Here is a 15,703-nt window from a genome sequence, read left to right as displayed (position 1 = left end):
GGGGGTTGGTTCGTGGCTCAGTGGTGTGCGACGACGGCCACCGGGGCGGTGGCGTGGTGCAGGACGCCGTGGGCGACCGGGCCGATGTGGGCGCCGAGCGCGCCGCGGCGGATCCGGCGGCCGATGACGACCAGACAGGCCTCGGGGGAGGCGTCCACCAAGTGGGCTGCCGCGCTGCCGACGCGGGGCTCCAGGACGACCTCGATGGCGGGGTGCTTCCGCCGCCAGGGGCGCAGGGCCTCGGTGAGGGCCGTGGTCTCCTCGCGGGAGAGCTCGTCGTTCAGGCCCGCGTCCATCGCGAGGCCGTAGGCGTAGTACGGCGGCAGGTTCCAGCCGTAGACGACCCGCAGGCTGGTGCCGCGCCGGGCGGTCTCGGCGAACGCGAACTCGATCACTGCGTCGGCTGGGTTGTCGGCGTCGAGGCCGAGGACCACGGGCGGGTACGGGGTGGCGGCCGACGGGATGCCCGTCGGATCCATCTCGTCCTCGTCGGAAGCCTGTTCGTCGGCCCGGACCAAAACGACAGGCAGCTCGGCGTGCGCGACGACGGAGAAGCCGACGGAACCGACGAGGAAACCGCCGACGCCGCTCAGCCCGCGGGAGCCGAGGACCAGCAGTTCGGCGTCCTTCGCCGACGACACCAGCGCGTCCGCGGGCGTGCCGGTCACCTGCTCCACGGTCACGTCCACGCCGGGATGACGCAGCCGGATGCTGTCGGCCGCCTCGCGGGGAATCCGCTCGGTCCAGTGCTGGTGGGTCTCGGCACCGAGCAGCGGTGCCTGCGCCATCGGCGCCGGCACCGGCTCCCAGACCTGGACCAGCTTCAGCGGCAGACCGCGCAGCTTCGCCTCGCGGGCCGCCCATTCGGCGGCGGCACGACTTTCGGGCGAACCGTCGAGACCTGCAACAACAGTGCGGACCATGGTTTTTCCTCCTGAACGGATGTCTGATTCCAGCTTCATGGCGCAGGGGTTCCCGCAGCAGGGGCTGCAGGTCCCCGACAGGGGCCGTTCGGCCCCATGAGCAGCCGCAGGACGGGCCCTCCCACAAGGACCCGCCGCGTTGCCTGCGGTCGGCGCAGCCGGCCGTTGTCGCGGACGAACGGCAGCCGCGCCCAGAGCTTTCCCAGGCCCCAGGTGGTACCGGCGCCCGCGGCCGCGAGGATGATGATGACCACGGCGTAGATGAGGTGGTGGTCCGCGAACGGGTTGGACGACATGCTCAGCGACCGGCCTGAGAGGTGCTTGGCCGACGGCCACTGCACGATCCACGAAGGCCACCGTGCACAGGGATGGATGACCAGCGCGGTGACCCGGCGTCGGAGCCGGAGGTGATGAAGGAAACGCTTCGGCACCGGCGACCGATCAGGATCCGGGGCTGGGCGCCGAACCAAAGGGCGCTCAACGCCGGCCCGCCACACTCCGCTCGCGAGCAGGTGACATGGAGTCAGTCACCCTGCCGGCCCGCGAACTCGTGCTCGTGGGCCGGGCGGGCGCGGCGGCGGCCCGGACGGGGTTCGCCCGCTCGACGTCCGCGTCGGGCCGCTCACCCTGGTGCACGTGGGCGTCGCCGCCGTGGGCGATGCGCAGGGGTTCAGCTCTTCACGAACGGTGTGTCAGTGGTGGACGGGTGTCCGCCGGGCCGGCCGGTGCGTGCGGGCGACCGGTGTGACCGGTGGCCGCTGCGGTGTCCGGCGGCCGCGCATCCGCAGCACGAGCGCGTCGAGTGCGGCGCTGAGCACGAGGGTGACCGCCATCGCGATCACCAGCAGGACAGCGAACTGCCTCCAGAACTCCGGTGTCAAGGTCGTGCCCACGGTGTTCACCCCCTCTGTCTGCCGAGTACCTCTCACGGTTTCATCGAACCGCGGGAGGCCCGGTGACACAGGGTGCCACCGGGCTCCCGCGGGGCGCCGGTCGGCCCGATCCGCGGCCCGGGTGGCCCATGGCAGGGCGGACCCACGGGCACACGCTGGAGGTGGGAGGTCCGCAAGACTCTCCGGAGGCACGCCATGAACGCTTCCCCCCACCACGACGAGCATGCCGCGGACCCTGCCCGCGGAGCACCGCGAACGGCTGACGAAGCCCGCAGGGGAGGTGTCGATCCCTCTTGGCACCCGGTTCTGGATCATCCGCACCGGCACGCTGCGCAAGGACGATCCCGCATTCGGCGTGAACGTCTCCACAGTGGGTGGGCGACATCATGCCCCACCGGTTCCGCTCGGCCCGCACCCGGCTGCTGGACCTGTTCGCTCCGTACGGCAGTGGCAGTATGCGGTGACCGCACCGATGGACGGTCGGCGAGCGAGGAGTGACCGTGCATGGATCGCCGCACATCGTGAGCGACGTGATGACCCGTGCCGTCGCCACCGTCGGCCGAGGGGCGGCTCTCAAGGACATCGTCCGCACGATGCAGCAGCGGAAGGTCAGCGCCCTGCCGGTGCTCGACAGGGCGGAGCGGGTGATCGGGATCGTCTCGGAGGCCGATCCACTGCCCGAGGGAGAGCTCCGCGACAACGACCCCGACCGGTGCACGCAGTTGCGCCGCCTGTCGGACCTCGCGAAGGCCGGCTCGGTGACCGCCGCCGAGCTGATGATCTCTCCCGCCCTGACCGTGGGCGCGGGCACAACCCTCGCGCAGGCCGCGCGGACCATGGCTCGGACCAAGGTCAAGCGGCTGCCCGTCGTCGACCATGCGGGTCGGCTGGAAGGTGTCGTCAGCCGGGCCGACCTGCTGAAGGTGTTCCTCCGTGACGACGAGCAGATCGCGGAGGAGGTACGGCGCGAGGTGGTGGCGTACCTGTTCCCTGGTCCGGCGTCGGCGGTGCGGGCCGAGGTACAGGACGGGGTCGGTCGTACGGCTCTGCGGCCGGGTACGGGACACGTCCCTGGTTCCCGTGGCCGCGCGGCTCGTCTGAGCCGTCGAGGGGGTCGTGGACGTGGAGTTCGGACTCGACCAGCCCGACCGCTCCGTGGAGCGAGGAATGCGGTGAGCCCGTAAGCCGTCGCCCCGTCGGCCACCGGCGGGGCAATTGTGTCTCAGCCTGTCCTGCGCCCCCACCGCGCCCCGGTCTGCTCCCACTCCTCACCCCACTGCTCGGTGGCCCGCCGCTCTACCCTCAGCCGGATCAGACGTCCGCCCGCGAGCACGAACAGTCCACCGGTCAGCCCGACCCCCATACCGGCCACCACCGTGCGGGCCGTTGCCGTGGCCGGGCTCACGGGCTCACCCGTCAGGTGGCCGTGCCCGTCCGTCCACACCGGTACCGTGCTGCCGACGTCTGTTCCGGCCTTCACGTCCGCCGTGGCGGCGCGGACGGTGCCCTGCGCGTCGGTCCAGCGCACCTTCGCCTTCACGCGGTTGTAGTCGACCCCGATGGCCACGTCGCGCGCGCCGCGCGGCACGGTGTCGAGCAGCACGGCGGTCGCCGGCCGACGCTCCGCCTCGTCCCTCGCCTGCGCTGCCGCCACAGTCTGGGCGCCGGCCACACCGGCCACGGCCCCACCGGCCGTCGCAAACGCCCAGGCACCCAGGACGATCCACGCCTCCACCGCATCGCTGTGCCGGCGCAGTTCGTTGCGCCGCCAGCGCCACCCCAGGACCTTCACGCGCTTGATCTTCCGCATCGGTCGCACCCCCTCACGGGCATCATGAAGACAAGAACAACAGGAAGGTCCCACCGGGTGATCGCCGCCGGGAGGGGCCGCCCGACCGCGGTGTGGGGGCCGGTGCGGACACGCCAGGAGGGCCGGTTGGGCCGGTCGGCCCTTAGTGCCTCCGGGCGAGGCGGCTGATGATCGTGCTCATGGACGGCCCGCAGTCGGTTCACACTCCGGGGAACGAGGGGTCGAGATGACCGAGGCATGCACCTTCACCGCACGGGATCCGATCCGCGCGTCCCTGCTGGACGACCACGAGGTCGTCCGGCGCGGCCTGTCCGACCTGCTGGACGCCGAGCCGGACATCTCGGTGGTCGCAGACGCCGAGAACGTCGCGCACGCACTGGTGCGGGGCCCCCGCGGTCCGCCCGCACGTCGCCGTCCTGGACGTACGCCTCCCCGACGGCGACGGCATCACCGTCTGCCGCGAACTGCGCGACCACATACCGGAGTTGGCCGAACTGATGCTGACCTCGTTCGACGACGAGAACGCCCTGCTCGACGCCATCATGGCCGGGGCTTCCGGTTATGTACTCAAGCAGATCAAGGGCTCCGACCTGGTCTCGGCAGTGCGGACGGTCCCCTCCGGGCAGTCGATGCCCGACCCCGCGACAACGGCCTGCCTGATGCGCTCGCTGCGGGCCGAACCCGCTCAAGCCCCGGAGATCACACCGGAGTTGGCTAGCCTGTCCCCGGGCGAGCGCGAGATCCTCGCGCTCGCCCGGGGACGGACTCACCAACCGCGAGATCGGCAAGAAGCTGTATCTGTCGGAGAAAACCGTCAAGAACCACATCTCCCGGCTGCTGGCCAAACTGGGCGTCCAGCGCCGGGTGCAGGCCGCCGTGCTCGCCTCACACCTGGAGCAGCCCGAGTCCGGCGACCGTTCCGGCTGCTGAGCCGCGCGCCGAGCCGTCCGGCGCGGCCCGGCGGCCGAACGGCCACTCCCGAAGGTCCTCCTGGCAGCACCACGTTGAGCTGGGTGACGCCGGGGCCGTCCTGCCGGATCATGGCGGGCGCGTCGGCGGTCAGCCGGGACGCCACGCCGACCCCGATGTCCGAAGTACTGGCCCGGCAGCGCAGCCACACCGTGTCAGGAGCCTCGGTGCCGGTGTGTATATGAGTCAGGTGACGGCCGTCCAGATCCCGGTACCGCGGCGCGCCGGCGTTGGTGACACCGCCGTCGAGCGCCCCTCGCCCAGCCCGTACCGCGTACGCCACTCCAGCAGGCCGGAGTCCAGGTGCAGGCCTGATGGTGGTCGAGCACGCTCGCGGTGTCGGGGGTTCGCAACTGCTGCTCGGGGAGGCGGAAGCGCAGGGGAAGCCATTTCGGCACGTCGACCATGCCCTCGTTCTCGACCTGGCGGCCTGCTACATCGGAGGTGAGCCGGTTGTAGCAGCCGGCCCCATACGTCCCCGGGTGGTGCACGTCGTCCGCCGCCCCCTCGGGCAGCGGGCCGCGCGTGGCGAAGCAACCGTCGCCCAAGGTGCACAGCAACTCACCCAGTCGCTCGTCCGCGGCCTCGTGGCCCTCGTCCTCCCAGGTCCAGCTGGTCACTTCGGTGCTCCTCACGCGAGCGGTCCGCCAGGACCGTACGACGTCGGCCCTCCGAAGCCATCAGGATCCGCCATCAGGATCAACCGGACAGCGGTGCGACCGCGACCGGGCACTGCGCGTCGTGCAGCAGCACGTGCGCAATCCGGCCCGGCCGGAGGCCGAGGGGGCTCTGGCCGCGCCTGGCTCCGACGATCACGAGATCAGCGGCGGCCGACCGTCGCACCAGCTGGGTGCGGGCCGACCTCGCGACCGTCGTAGTGCGTACCCGGACCTGCGGATGGTCGAGCACGACGTCGCGCAGCAGGGTGTGCAGCAGGGCGGAGACCCGTGCCTCGTGGCAGCCGCTTCCGGGGACGGACGCGAGTGATCTGCGGTCTCGCGCGCGGGGCGCCGTCAGGCGCGCACGATGTCGAGGGTGCAGCCACGCGCCTCGGCCTCGCGGAAGGCGACCCGCGCCGTCTCCGCGCTGGTACCGGGGTCCCCCGCGCCGAGCAGGATGCGTTCGTGACGGCCTGCCAGGCCCGCCTTGTCGCCGCGTGCAGCACAGGGCTCCACCGTTCACCCTCGCACGCGCGGCCGGGCGGTACGAGGGCCACTCGGCCCAGCCGTCTGCCCGCTCAGCCCCTGGGCCGCCGGACATCGGCTCGAGACGCTGGCGGTAACGCCGGAGGAAGAATGCCCTGGCTCCGACAGAGACGGCATCCGGAGATCCGCGCGGCCAACTGAAGGAGACGGCCATGGTTCCTCTCATTCTGATCGGCGCGACCGTGCTGGGCGGCTGCCTGGTGTTCGGCTACAGCTCATTCGTCGTCGGCTTCTTCCTGATGGCGGCCGGGGTCCTCGGCCTCATCGCGTTCATGAGCACTCGCGGCACCGTGCTGCGCCCTGGTGAGCGCGAGGCCGTCATCGAGGAACGGCACTACATCGGCAAGCACGACGACCACCAGCACTACCGGAGTTGACCGCAATGGCCTCCGAAAGGATCGTTCGCCATGAATGAAGCGATGCCCGCGGTACACCCGGCCCGGCTGACCGCGGACCTCGATCCACCCCTGTCCCGCTGGCTGTGGCTCGTGAAGTGGCTGCTCGCCCTCCCCCACTACGTCGTCCTGCTCTTCCTGTGGGTGGCGTTCGTGGGGGCGAGCGCCGGCGCCTTCTTCTCGATTCTGTTCACCGGCCGCTACCCGCGCCCGCTGTTCGACTTCAACATCGGTGTGCTGCGATGGAGTTGGCGCGTGGCCTACTACGCGTACGGCGCCCTGGCCACCGACCGCTATCCGCCCTTCACTCTCGCCGACGTGCCCGACTACCCCACACACTGGGACGTGACGTACCCGGAGAAACTGTCCCGTGGTCTCGTCCTGGTGAAGTGGTGGCTTCTGGCCGTTCCGCACTACCTGATCCTGGCCATCCTTCTCGGCGGGCTCAAGGTGCCCTGGACGTCGGGCGGGCTCATCGCACTGCTTGCCCTGTTCGCCGGGGTCTCGCTGGCCGCCACCGGGCGCTACCCCCGCGGTCTGTTCGACCTGGTGATCGGGCTCAACCGGTGGGTGCTGCGCGTGGTTGCCTACGCGGCACTCCTCACCGACGTGTATCCGCCGTTCCGGCTCGACCAGGGAAGCGACGAACCGGGAGCCCCGTCCTGACCGCGGCTCCCGTCCCGGCCCTCCGGGGCCGCGCAAGGGGCCGTTGGGCACGCACAGGGTCCCGCCGGCTCACGCCACAGCTGCCGTATCCGGGGCACCGTGGTCACAAGAGGCCGACCAGGGAGGCTGCCATGACGGAACACACCGACGGAAACGACATCGTGGTGGGCGTCGACGGATCCGAGGCGTCGATGGCGGCCTTGCGTTGGGCGGCCGACCAGGCGGAAGTCCTGCACACGGAGCTCGTCGCGGTGCACGCCTGGGAGCCGGCCACGAGCGGACACGCACCCTACGCTCCGGCGCCCGCTGGTCCGACAGCCGCCCAGGAACGCGATCGCGCGGCCCAGGTCCTCGCCGCCAGCGTCCGCGAGGCCCTGGGGCCCGGGATCGCCGGCACCGTGCGCCGCGTCGTGGCGGAGGGGCCGCCCGCTCGCGTGCTGCTCCAACAGGCCCGCGGCGCCCTGCTGCTGGCCCTGGGACGAAAGGCGCACGGGTACTTCGGACTGGCCTCGGTCGGCCCGGTGGGCCGTGAGTGCCTGCGGCACGCGACGGTTCCGGTGGTGACCGTGCCGGTCGCAGACCGCTCCCGGAATCCGCTGGGAGCCGTCAACTCGCCCTCGCCGGCCCGGAGCAGTGCCTCGTAGCGCCGCAGACGGGCGGAAGACCGACCGGCTCGGACCTGGGGTCCGGGCCGGTTCTCGTGCCGGAGGGGTACGGGGTGTGCCGTACGAGGCGATGGCGCCGGTCGGTTCTGGTGCGTGGTCGCTGTGGCCCACGGACCGGCTTCGGAGACCCCATCGTCGTACGAGCGGTCACGGACGAGGCTCAGGGCATACGCGCTTGCCGGGTGGTGCGCGGGGCGGGTGCGCCGCGCAGCCGGTCGAGGATCCGGGCAGCGTCCGCGTGGGCCGAGAAGTGCCGTACATCAGCGATCTGCGCGCGCACCGGTACGTACTCGCCGAACATCTTTGAGCGCCTTGGCTCCGTCAACGAAGTCATGTGCCCGGGTACCCTGCGCCGCGATGCCCACCACCATGACGATGTTGCGCAGGTCGGGCAGCAGGCGCTCCAGGTGGTGCAGGACGTGCCGCCGGACCAAGCCGAGGATGTGGCCGGCCGGGTGCAACGTGAGCCGGGTGGCGCGGGGCGAGTTCGGTGGTCACGCCGGTTGGTACGTCGATGAGACTGAGGGTGCGGTCGACGTCCGCCTCGTCGTACAACGGCTGTGCGGGCCGGTGCCTGGACCAGCCGTGCTCGTTGACATGCCGAGCGGGCCGCTGCCCACAGGTTGGCGCTGTCCCGGAGCACGATCTCGATGAGGCGTCCGCTGTACTCGGTCGTCACGATGCGGCCGCAAAAACCGTGGCGCACCGGCCTGGGCAGGTGCCCGCAGTGGTCGAGGTGGCCGTGGGTGACCACGGCCACCTCGATGTCGGTGGCGTCGCAGGGGCAGCCACCCAGTTGAGATGCCGCAGATCGGCGATGCCCTGGAAGAGGCCACAGTCGGCGAGTTCGCGCGCAGTCGCTCTCGACGAGGAACTTGCTGCCGGTGACCGTTCCCACGCCGCCCAGGAAGGTGAGCAGTGCGGGTCCGACGCGGGCTGCCGCGCGTCGCGCCGACGGTGGTGCTTCCTTGAGGGCATGGCGGTCTCCCCGTCGAAGGAGCGGGGTCGGTCGTGTGCGCGGCCGGGGAAATCGGCCCGGCCGCGCACACATGGCGCGACACGGCGTGTGCGCGTGCTCAACCGTGCTGCACCGGGATGGTCCGGGTGCCCGTCTTCGTCTCCGGCACCGGGACCGTGATCGTCAGGACACCGTCCTTGTACTCGGCGGTGGCCTCGTCGCCCTTCGCACCGGCCGGCAGCCGGACGGAGCGGGCGAAACTGCCGTAGCGGAATTCCGTGCGGTGCTTCTCCGTCGTCTCCTCACTGCGCTCGGACCGCAGGGTCAGAACGCCTTCCGTGACCGTGATCTCGACATCCTTGGCGGGGTCGATGCCCGGAAGCTCCGCCCGCACCACGTACGTCCCGTCGGTCAAGTGCTCCTCGATCCGGATGGTGTGCGGTCCCGGAATCGTGTGCGTGCCCGGAAGTCCCGTCTCGACCCAGCCGAACAGCTCGGGGAGCGTCGGCCAGCCAGGCAGCCGCTCGATCATGCCGCTCATGTTCTTCCTCCTCTTCTTCGTCATTTCCAGCATCGCGCGCGGAGGCGGTGCACGCGTCGGCCGACCGGGCCCGTGGACGACCCGGTCGGCCCTGGCAGCCGATCACCTCGGGGGTTCAGAAGGATTCGGGGTCCGGACGGCGGGGCGGTCAGGTCCCAGGAGCGCGCACGGAGGGTGCCCGTCGGGGCCGAGCACCCTCGCGTGGGCGACAAGACTCATGGCCAGTTGCCCCTCGGCGGCGGGGGCAGGGCGGGGTCGTGTGGCGACAGTGCCGCCGCGGGATAGACCGACCACGCCGAGGACGCGTCCGGTGGTGGGATCGCGTACCGGGGCGACGGCACAGGACCAGGCGTGCACGGCGGCGCTGTAGTGCTCGCCGGTCACGATCTGGACCGGGCGGCCCAACTCCAGCGCGGCGCCTGGGGAGTTCGTCCCGGCCCGTTCCTTGGACCAGACGGCACAGGGGCAGGACGGCGGCCAGCGGATGGGTGCCCGGGTATGCGGCCAGTTCCACAGATGTCCTGCGCGGGACGGCGCCCGGCCGCCGTCGAGGCGGACGCCGTTCGTCTCGCAGCGCCAGCATGACGCGGCGACCAGGTCACGTACGCGCGGCACCGTTCCGGGCGCCGTCACGAACCGTTCGTGTGCCGCGCGCAGAGCTGTCGCCGAGGTGGTGGAAGCGTCCATCGCACCGGAGCGGCTCGGCCGACGGTGGCCGGCGGGGTGTCGAGCCGCTTGACGGCCCCGGTCTGCCCAAAGCAGTTTCGCGGTCGGCTTCCCTGTAGGTCGTAGGTGTACGTCGATATGACGCGCGTGGTCGCACATGCCTTCCGGCAGGGCATGCGAACGTTCCAGCCCCCGGAGAGGTGCTGTGGAATCTCAACCGATTCCTGGCGGGCACTGACCGGTGCCGACGGCGACACCGTCGGTTGGCAGTTCCAGCAGCCCGGCCTGGCGTCGAGGGCAGTTCCGTTCGGGCTGGTCGCCGTGGTGGCCGCGGTCAGCGTCCTGGTACCGGACGGTGATGTGCAGTCCTGGCTGGAATACTGGTCGAGCGTCGCGCTCACTGCGGTGCGCACCCGACAGACCTCATTCCCCGCCCCAGTTACCGCAGCCGTCAGGTCTCTTCGAGGCCGCCCGGGAGACAGGCTGATGACAAATCACCGCACCAAGCGCGAGGTCTCAGCGAATCGCGCAGCAGTTATCGCCCAGAAGGCGACCGTGGTCCGCCGATACACCTACGAGGGCGCGTCTATGGCGGCGCTCTGCCGTGACTACGGCGTGGGAATCGGAGGGCCGCGGCGGCAGTTCGATGCCTGGGACGGACCCCGGCGCCCGCGCGGGCGGACTGCCCACGCAGCCGGACAGGAGACATCCGCCGATGAGAGGGAGCGGGCGGCGCTTGCTCAGCGTCTGGCGGAGCCCGGCCTGCTCGAGCAGAGCCTCGTCCTCGATCTCAGCTCAGCCCGGGTCTCCGGCGCAGGCGTGAGCCGGCTGGCGGTGCCCGTGGGCGGGGTTCGCGTAGCGGGGGAAGTGACCGTCGGGAACTGGGGCGAGGCACTGATCGTCATCCTGCAGCTGGAAGCACATCCAGAGCGGTATCCCAAGGTCCGCCAGCGTAAGCCGCTCGGCTCGCCGTGGGAGCCGAGAACCGTCTGCTGGGGTGCCTCTACACCCGTCGATGACTGGCCCACGCGAGGCCGCATGTTCGGATACCACGAAGCCGGGATCAACGAATACACCGCCGCTCACGCCCAGTCGTCCGCGCCCCTCGGCCAGCGCTGACCGCACGGCTCAAGGCTCCACGGCCTGGTCGTCCGCGTCAGGGGCATGCCCCTCTACCAACGGCCCCCTCGCCCTCCACTCGGCTGCAAACACGCCGACCGCTGGCCATGGCCAGCCGCTTCCCAGCGGTGCGTCTCCACGGCGGCCGCTCCCGGACCCGCCTGATCGGCCCTCGGGCCGCAGAAGCCGCTCTGGCTCCCCCGGAACTAGGGCTTCAGCCTCCTGCGGTCCGATGGCTCCTCCATCCCGTTTTGAGGACACCAACCCCCATGTCTTGCTTACCTACCCCGGTTCCGCAGGCGACTGGATCCGCATCTGTGCACTCGGAGGTGCGCTGATGGCCGCCGATGTCATGGACCTGATCGTTCACTCTGCAGGCCGGGACCACGAGCTGCGTCTCGCCATGGAAGACCTGCAAATGGACCGCTGGCGCGCAGCGCAGCTACTACTTCGAAGCACCGGAACGAACTGGGCTTTACGGACGTCGCGCAGCCAGGCTCTGGCCGTGGGCGCCGCCAAGAGCCACGCCATCGAGGCATGGCGGGAAGAAGAGCCCGGCAGTGTGAGCGCGCTGATGATGTGGGCCCGAGTACTGACGCAGGGGGCGCTCTACGCCTTCCGTGACGGCGTACGCGGTGAGAAGTTACGCCGCGCGGCCTACGTCGCAGACCAGGCGTGCAGGGCCACGGCAAGCGCGTGGCCGGAGGATCCGGTACCGGGGGTTTGTTTCCTCGCTTTGGCGCAGACCGACGTCGATCAGTCATGGCCGCACAGCCGGCTGAACTGGTTTGTGCACAGGGACGATTTCTGCCGCCAGGGCCGTGGACAGTGCTGAACTGGGTCCACGTCCGTGATCCGTACAACCGGGAGGCCTACCCCCGGGTCCTTCAGGTCCTGCAGGCCCGCGGGGCGGGTGACCTGGACTTCGCTCTGTGGGTGGCAAGCACAGCACCCGAAGGCGCTGCGGTGACGCTGCTGCCCCTGTACGCATTCGTCGAGACCTACCGGAGCTCCATCGCACAAGGCCAGACCACCAAAGTGATCGCCTTCTGGGCGACTGCCCAGAAGGCCCACTACGCGCGGCGGGGCCTTGAGTGGTGGTTCAACGCACCTGCGCCGGGACCGGCATCAGCCGGCCAGAAGCGGCAGGCGCGCGACCCGCGCACCTACTCACTGACGGATCTGAACCATCTCGCACATGCCCTCAGCGCCACCGGTGTAGGAAACGCCGCAGACGTCTTCACCGCGATCGGCCCTTACGCCACCCCCGCGCCGTGGGCCCACGTCACCCAGAACCCTGCGTGGTGGCAGGACGACTTCCGCTCCGCACGCAAGAGAGCCCTCAGAGACCGCAGCGGTCGCCGATGGGCAGTCGAGCACCTCCGCCCTCATGCGGGCCATACCTGGCACCCCACTCCGCCCCCCTACAACCAGAGGATTTCTCCGTTGTCTCCGAGTAGAGCCCGTGCACGCCTTGACGATGATGCCGCGCTGCGCGCGCATGGCTACCGGCCCGAACTGGCCCGCCGGATGGGAGGGTTCGGGAACTTCGCGATCAGCTTCAGTGTGATCTGCATCCTGGCCGGCGGCATGACGCTGTTCGGCTACGGCCTGAATACCGGCGGCCCCGCCGTCATGATCTGGGGCTGGGTCGGCATCGGCGCCATGACCTGAATTCTGGGGATGTGCCTGGCCGAGGTGACGTCCGCCTACCCCACCTCCGACGGCCTCTACTACATGGCCCACCGTCTGGGCATGCCCCGTTGCGCGTGGGTGACCGGCTGGCTCAACCTCCTCGGCCTGCTCGGCGCCATCGCCGGCATCGACTACGGCTGCGCGCTGTTCGTCGGCGCGTTCTCCAGTCTTCAGTGGGGTCTGACGCCCACGCCGGAGACGACGATCCTGATCTTCGCTGCCATCCTGGTCCTGCACGGTGCGCTGAACGCCGCGGGGGTGCGCCTGGTCAACGTCCTCAACGCGATTTCGGTGTGGTGGCAGCTCTTTGGCGTCGTGCTGATCGTCGGGACGCTCACCATGGCCCCGGCCCAGCACCAGTCGGTGTCCTTCGTGTTCGGGCACTACAACAACGGCACCGGCTGCTCCAGCCCCGTCTACGTGGCCAGTCTCGGCTGCCTCTTGGCCGCGTATACGTTCTGTGGGTATGACGCCTCCTCCCACCTGCCGGAGGAGACCACTCAGGCGCAGATATCGGCGCCCCGCGGCATTGTTCGCTCGATCGCCTGGTCCTGGGCGGCCGGGTTCGTCCTCCTTGCAGGCTTGTTGTTCGCGATCCAGGACTACGACGGCACCCTCGGCACGAGCACCGGTGTTCCCCCGGCGCAGATCTTCATCGATGTTCTTGGCACCGGCATGGCCAAGGGACTGCTGCTCGTCGTGATCGCCGCACAACTGTTCTGCGGCTATGCGGAGACCGCCGCAGCCAGCCGCATGGTGTATGCGTTCTCCCTCGACGGAGCCCTGCCGTTCCCCTCGATCTGGCGGCGCGTCAGCCACCGGACCCGTACCCCCATCGCCGCGGTGTGGCTGTCCGTGAGCGTCGCCCTGGTCCTGGCGCTGCCCAGCCTGTACTCGCCGACCGCGTACGCCGCCGTCACCACGATCAACGTCATCGGGATCACGCCCGCGTACGCGATCCCGGTATACCTCCGCCTGCGTGCCGGTGACCGCTTCCGGCCCGGTCCGTGGCACCTGGGCCGCTGGAGCAAACCCCTCGGCTGGATCTCCGTCACCTACGTGACCGTCCTGACCGTGGTGTTCTGCCTGCCCCAGGCCTCGCCGATCACCGCGGAGTCGTTCAACTACGCGGGCGTCGCCCTGGCCGTCGTCCTGGTCCTCGCCTGGCTCATGTGGATCACCAAGGGCAAGCGCGACTATCAGTTCCCCACCCTCGGCAGCGAAGCCGAGAACGCCGCCCTTGCCGGGGACGTGGTGTGATGAGCGATCAGACAGTCAAGCGGTCCTGCCAGGCGCCACATCTGTCGGGGCTTCTCTCCCCCGATGAGCTCCGCGCCGCCGTGCACAGCGGAGAGATCACCACGGTGATGCTCGCCGTCCCGGACATGATGGGACGGCTCAAGGGCAAGCGTCTGAGCGCCTCCGTCTTCCTGGACCGGATGCTGTCCAAGGCGGAGGCCTGCGCCTACATCCTGGCCACCGACGTGGACATGACCCCCCTGGAAGGCTTCGATCTCACCGGCTGGGACGACGAGTACGGCGACTTGTCCGTCATCCCCAGCCAGGACACCATCCGCGTCCTGCCCTATCTGCCTGGCGCCGCCCTCATCCACGCCGACGTCGCCGACGAGGCCGGCGAGCTGCTCGAGATCGCCCCACGCCACATGCTCCGCACGCAGCTCGACAAGCTCGCGTCCCTCGGGCTGGAGGTCCGCGTCGGCCTGGAGCGCGAGTTCGTGCTCTACCAGGGCAGCCCGCTCCAGGCACACGCGCCTGGGTACCGGGGCTTTCAGCCCGTGGCCTTCCACAACCTCGACTACGCCCTCGACCATCCCCCGGCCCTCACCGTGCGTAGTCCGCGCGACAGTGGCTGCAGTCGTGACCGATCGAGTAGCCGGTCGACGAAGGCGGGAAGTAAGGCTCGGGGAGCTGGTCGAGCGGGTACCACCGCCAGTCGCCGACGCTTTCGCTCGGGGTGGGGCTGCAGAAGACCTGTCCGCACGCCAACGCCTGTCTGACCTGCCTGGCCGGTGGCGCTCTGGACCGGTGCCGGCGCCGGGTCCAGCAGGACCTGCACGGCCACCGAGGCCGCGCCGGCGACCCGCTTTACGCGGCCCGCCGAGTCCTGCACACCGGCGCGGACCTGTTCACCGACAAACAGCACCAGCGGATCCAGGCCCTGTTCGCCGCAGGCGATGCCGACCAGCATGTCGAGGTCGAGGCGACCTGGGGCATTTACCAGCGGATGATCGCCGCCTAGCGCCAGCTCGACCGCGCCCGCGGGCGGGAGTTGATGCAGCAGCTCATCGAGTCCGTCAGCCATGGCGTTCCCGCTGCGCTGGCCAAGCTGAACACGCTGGGGCGGACGTTGAAGAAGCGGGCCGCCGACGTGCTGGCCTACTTCGAGCGGCCCGGCGCCTCCAACGGGCCGACCGAGGTGATCAACGGACGCCTCGAACACCTGCGCGGCTCTGCTCTCGGGTTCCGCAACCTCACCAACTACGTCGCCCGATCCCTACTGGAGACCGGCGGATTCCGACTACACCGTGCAGCCACCCGTCTGCGGGTGCGGCCCGGCCGGAGGGTTTCCGGGCGGGCCGCGGTGGGTCGGCCGGCCGGCGCGGGCCGACCGGCTTCGTCGGTCAGTCTCCGGCGCTCGACTTCGCGGCGGTCTTGGAGTACGCGTCGTGCCAGGCGGCCTTCGCGCCCGAGTCGCCGATCCGGTACACGTCGACGACCGCGCCCGCGGCCACCACCACGGACAGGACGGCCGCGGCGACGTGGAGCACCGACGCCGACCGCGCTCCCGACCGAGCCCCGGAAAGCTCCCGCGACTGCGGCGCGCCCGTACGGCGGGAGATCCACCACACGCCGGCCGCCAGCACGAACAGGCCCAGCGCCCAGGGCAACATTCCGTCGCCCAGCTCGGCGTGCCGCCGCACCAGCGGGTCGCTGTCCACGTGTCGCTCCAGCCACTCCCCGGCCTGGGTGGCCAGCGGCACGGTCGCCAGCGTGACCAGGGCGAGCAGCGGCAGTGCCAGTCCGAGCCGCCGGGCGGCCTGCGGCCACAGCGCGCATATCACGAGCGTCAGCGCGCTGAGCGGGACCAGGACAACGACGGCATGGACCAGCAGAACGTGCGCGGGCAGGCCGTTGATCAAACTCATCAGGCGCTCCTCCAGGGGCGGCCGTGGGGGG

At 70.5% G+C, this 15,703-nt stretch carries 15 protein-coding genes and 7 pseudogenes; 11 read left to right on the top strand and 11 right to left on the bottom strand.

Annotated elements, in window-relative coordinates; translation table 11 throughout:
- Nucleotides 1-17: 17 nt before the first annotated feature.
- The 3 genes and pseudogenes from OG798_RS49890 to OG798_RS49880 all read right to left on the bottom strand — a co-directional run bounded on the left by OG798_RS49890 (nt 18) and on the right by OG798_RS49880 (nt 1,816).
- A complete protein-coding gene (locus tag OG798_RS49890; protein ID WP_328759520.1) occupies nt 18-923 on the bottom strand; it encodes a universal stress protein in 906 nt (301 codons plus the stop codon).
- Between the two features lie 152 nt (nt 924-1,075).
- A pseudogene (locus OG798_RS56835) lies at nt 1,076-1,270 on the bottom strand (hypothetical protein); the annotation flags it as partial.
- Nucleotides 1,271-1,615: 345 nt separating this feature from the next.
- A complete protein-coding gene (locus OG798_RS49880) occupies nt 1,616-1,816 on the bottom strand; it encodes a hypothetical protein (protein ID WP_328759519.1) in 201 nt (66 codons plus the stop codon).
- A gap of 223 nt (nt 1,817-2,039) precedes the next feature.
- Between OG798_RS49880 and OG798_RS49875 the strand changes: the two are divergent.
- Nucleotides 2,040-2,280: pseudogene (locus OG798_RS49875) on the top strand (hypothetical protein).
- Nucleotides 2,281-2,316: 36 nt separating this feature from the next.
- Nucleotides 2,317-2,917: pseudogene (locus OG798_RS49870) on the top strand (CBS domain-containing protein).
- A gap of 121 nt (nt 2,918-3,038) precedes the next feature.
- Here OG798_RS49870 and OG798_RS49865 read toward each other — a convergent pair.
- A complete protein-coding gene (locus tag OG798_RS49865) occupies nt 3,039-3,626 on the bottom strand; it encodes an Rv1733c family protein (RefSeq protein WP_328759518.1) in 588 nt (195 codons plus the stop codon).
- A gap of 226 nt (nt 3,627-3,852) precedes the next feature.
- On the opposite strand from OG798_RS49865, the pseudogene OG798_RS49860 reads away from it, so the two are divergent.
- A pseudogene (locus OG798_RS49860) lies at nt 3,853-4,556 on the top strand (response regulator).
- A 79-nt stretch (nt 4,557-4,635) separates the two neighbouring features.
- On the opposite strand, the pseudogene OG798_RS49855 reads toward OG798_RS49860, so the two are convergent.
- The 3 genes and pseudogenes from OG798_RS49855 to OG798_RS49845 form a co-directional block, all read right to left on the bottom strand.
- A pseudogene (locus OG798_RS49855) lies at nt 4,636-5,215 on the bottom strand (glycoside hydrolase family 65 protein); the annotation flags it as partial.
- A gap of 79 nt (nt 5,216-5,294) precedes the next feature.
- Nucleotides 5,295-5,504 carry a universal stress protein gene (locus tag OG798_RS49850; RefSeq protein WP_328759517.1) on the bottom strand — a complete coding sequence of 70 codons (210 nt, stop codon included), beginning with the start codon at nt 5,502-5,504 and terminating at the stop codon, nt 5,295-5,297.
- Nucleotides 5,505-5,608: 104 nt separating this feature from the next.
- Nucleotides 5,609-5,770, bottom strand: coding sequence for a hypothetical protein (locus OG798_RS49845; protein WP_328759516.1), 162 nt, complete (start codon nt 5,768-5,770; stop codon nt 5,609-5,611).
- A gap of 182 nt (nt 5,771-5,952) precedes the next feature.
- Between OG798_RS49845 and OG798_RS49840 the strand changes: the two genes are divergently transcribed.
- From OG798_RS49840 to OG798_RS49830, 3 genes are all read left to right on the top strand, one after another.
- On the top strand, nt 5,953-6,177 hold the full coding sequence (locus OG798_RS49840; protein WP_075026008.1) for a hypothetical protein: 225 nt from the start codon (nt 5,953-5,955) through the stop codon (nt 6,175-6,177).
- A 30-nt stretch (nt 6,178-6,207) separates the two neighbouring features.
- Nucleotides 6,208-6,861 carry a DUF4389 domain-containing protein gene (locus OG798_RS49835; RefSeq protein ID WP_328759515.1) on the top strand — a complete coding sequence of 218 codons (654 nt, stop codon included), beginning with the start codon at nt 6,208-6,210 and terminating at the stop codon, nt 6,859-6,861.
- Nucleotides 6,862-6,992: 131 nt separating this feature from the next.
- On the top strand, nt 6,993-7,505 hold the full coding sequence (locus OG798_RS49830; protein ID WP_328759514.1) for a universal stress protein: 513 nt from the start codon (nt 6,993-6,995) through the stop codon (nt 7,503-7,505).
- A 181-nt stretch (nt 7,506-7,686) separates the two neighbouring features.
- On the opposite strand, the gene OG798_RS49825 is transcribed toward OG798_RS49830, so the two are convergent.
- From OG798_RS49825 to OG798_RS49815, 3 genes are all read right to left on the bottom strand, one after another.
- Nucleotides 7,687-7,827 carry an MBL fold metallo-hydrolase RNA specificity domain-containing protein gene (locus OG798_RS49825; RefSeq protein ID WP_328759513.1) on the bottom strand — a complete coding sequence of 47 codons (141 nt, stop codon included), beginning with the start codon at nt 7,825-7,827 and terminating at the stop codon, nt 7,687-7,689.
- Nucleotides 7,828-8,602: 775 nt separating this feature from the next.
- The gene (locus tag OG798_RS49820; RefSeq protein WP_075025379.1) at nt 8,603-9,025 is read right to left on the bottom strand and encodes an Hsp20/alpha crystallin family protein; all 423 of its coding nucleotides are present in this window, start codon (nt 9,023-9,025) and stop codon (nt 8,603-8,605) included.
- A gap of 102 nt (nt 9,026-9,127) precedes the next feature.
- On the bottom strand, nt 9,128-9,658 hold the full coding sequence (locus tag OG798_RS49815) for a hypothetical protein (RefSeq protein WP_328759512.1): 531 nt from the start codon (nt 9,656-9,658) through the stop codon (nt 9,128-9,130).
- A gap of 171 nt (nt 9,659-9,829) precedes the next feature.
- On the opposite strand from OG798_RS49815, the gene OG798_RS49810 reads away from it, so the two are divergent.
- The 5 genes and pseudogenes from OG798_RS49810 to OG798_RS49790 all read left to right on the top strand — a co-directional run.
- On the top strand, nt 9,830-10,810 hold the full coding sequence (locus tag OG798_RS49810) for a DUF6302 family protein (protein ID WP_328759511.1): 981 nt from the start codon (nt 9,830-9,832) through the stop codon (nt 10,808-10,810).
- Nucleotides 10,811-11,147: 337 nt separating this feature from the next.
- On the top strand, nt 11,148-11,645 hold the full coding sequence (locus OG798_RS49805) for a hypothetical protein (protein WP_328759510.1): 498 nt from the start codon (nt 11,148-11,150) through the stop codon (nt 11,643-11,645).
- Between the two features lie 602 nt (nt 11,646-12,247).
- Nucleotides 12,248-13,765: pseudogene (locus tag OG798_RS49800) on the top strand (amino acid permease).
- Nucleotides 13,765-14,523 carry a hypothetical protein gene (locus OG798_RS49795; protein ID WP_328759509.1) on the top strand — a complete coding sequence of 253 codons (759 nt, stop codon included), beginning with the start codon at nt 13,765-13,767 and terminating at the stop codon, nt 14,521-14,523. Before OG798_RS49800 ends, OG798_RS49795 begins: the two are co-directional and overlap by 1 nt.
- A gap of 5 nt (nt 14,524-14,528) precedes the next feature.
- Nucleotides 14,529-15,044 (top strand): annotated as a pseudogene (locus OG798_RS49790) (ISL3 family transposase); the annotation flags it as partial.
- Nucleotides 15,045-15,147: 103 nt separating this feature from the next.
- Here OG798_RS49790 and OG798_RS49785 read toward each other — a convergent pair.
- The gene (locus tag OG798_RS49785) at nt 15,148-15,672 is read right to left on the bottom strand and encodes a DUF2231 domain-containing protein (RefSeq protein WP_328759508.1); all 525 of its coding nucleotides are present in this window, start codon (nt 15,670-15,672) and stop codon (nt 15,148-15,150) included.
- Nucleotides 15,673-15,703 lie beyond the last annotated feature (31 nt).

The organism is Streptomyces sp. NBC_00271, from assembly GCF_036178845.1.
Classification (GTDB): domain Bacteria; phylum Actinomycetota; class Actinomycetes; order Streptomycetales; family Streptomycetaceae; genus Streptomyces.
The sequence above is the reverse complement of the archived record's forward strand: the minus strand, read 5'-3'. Positions and strand labels throughout refer to the sequence as shown.

Coding starts and splice junctions, on each gene's coding strand:
- OG798_RS49890 (WP_328759520.1), bottom strand. CDS start 923: ATGGTCCGCACTGTTGTTGCAGGTCTCGACGGTTCGCCCGAAAGTCGT.
- OG798_RS49865 (WP_328759518.1), bottom strand. CDS start 3,626: ATGCGGAAGATCAAGCGCGTGAAGGTCCTGGGGTGGCGCTGGCGGCGC.
- OG798_RS49840 (WP_075026008.1), top strand. CDS start 5,953: ATGGTTCCTCTCATTCTGATCGGCGCGACCGTGCTGGGCGGCTGCCTG.
- OG798_RS49835 (WP_328759515.1), top strand. CDS start 6,208: ATGAATGAAGCGATGCCCGCGGTACACCCGGCCCGGCTGACCGCGGAC.
- OG798_RS49830 (WP_328759514.1), top strand. CDS start 6,993: ATGACGGAACACACCGACGGAAACGACATCGTGGTGGGCGTCGACGGA.
- OG798_RS49825 (WP_328759513.1), bottom strand. CDS start 7,827: ATGTTCGGCGAGTACGTACCGGTGCGCGCGCAGATCGCTGATGTACGG.
- OG798_RS49820 (WP_075025379.1), bottom strand. CDS start 9,025: ATGAGCGGCATGATCGAGCGGCTGCCTGGCTGGCCGACGCTCCCCGAG.
- OG798_RS49810 (WP_328759511.1), top strand. CDS start 9,830: ATGACGCGCGTGGTCGCACATGCCTTCCGGCAGGGCATGCGAACGTTC.
- OG798_RS49805 (WP_328759510.1), top strand. CDS start 11,148: ATGGCCGCCGATGTCATGGACCTGATCGTTCACTCTGCAGGCCGGGAC.
- OG798_RS49795 (WP_328759509.1), top strand. CDS start 13,765: ATGAGCGATCAGACAGTCAAGCGGTCCTGCCAGGCGCCACATCTGTCG.
- OG798_RS49785 (WP_328759508.1), bottom strand. CDS start 15,672: ATGAGTTTGATCAACGGCCTGCCCGCGCACGTTCTGCTGGTCCATGCC.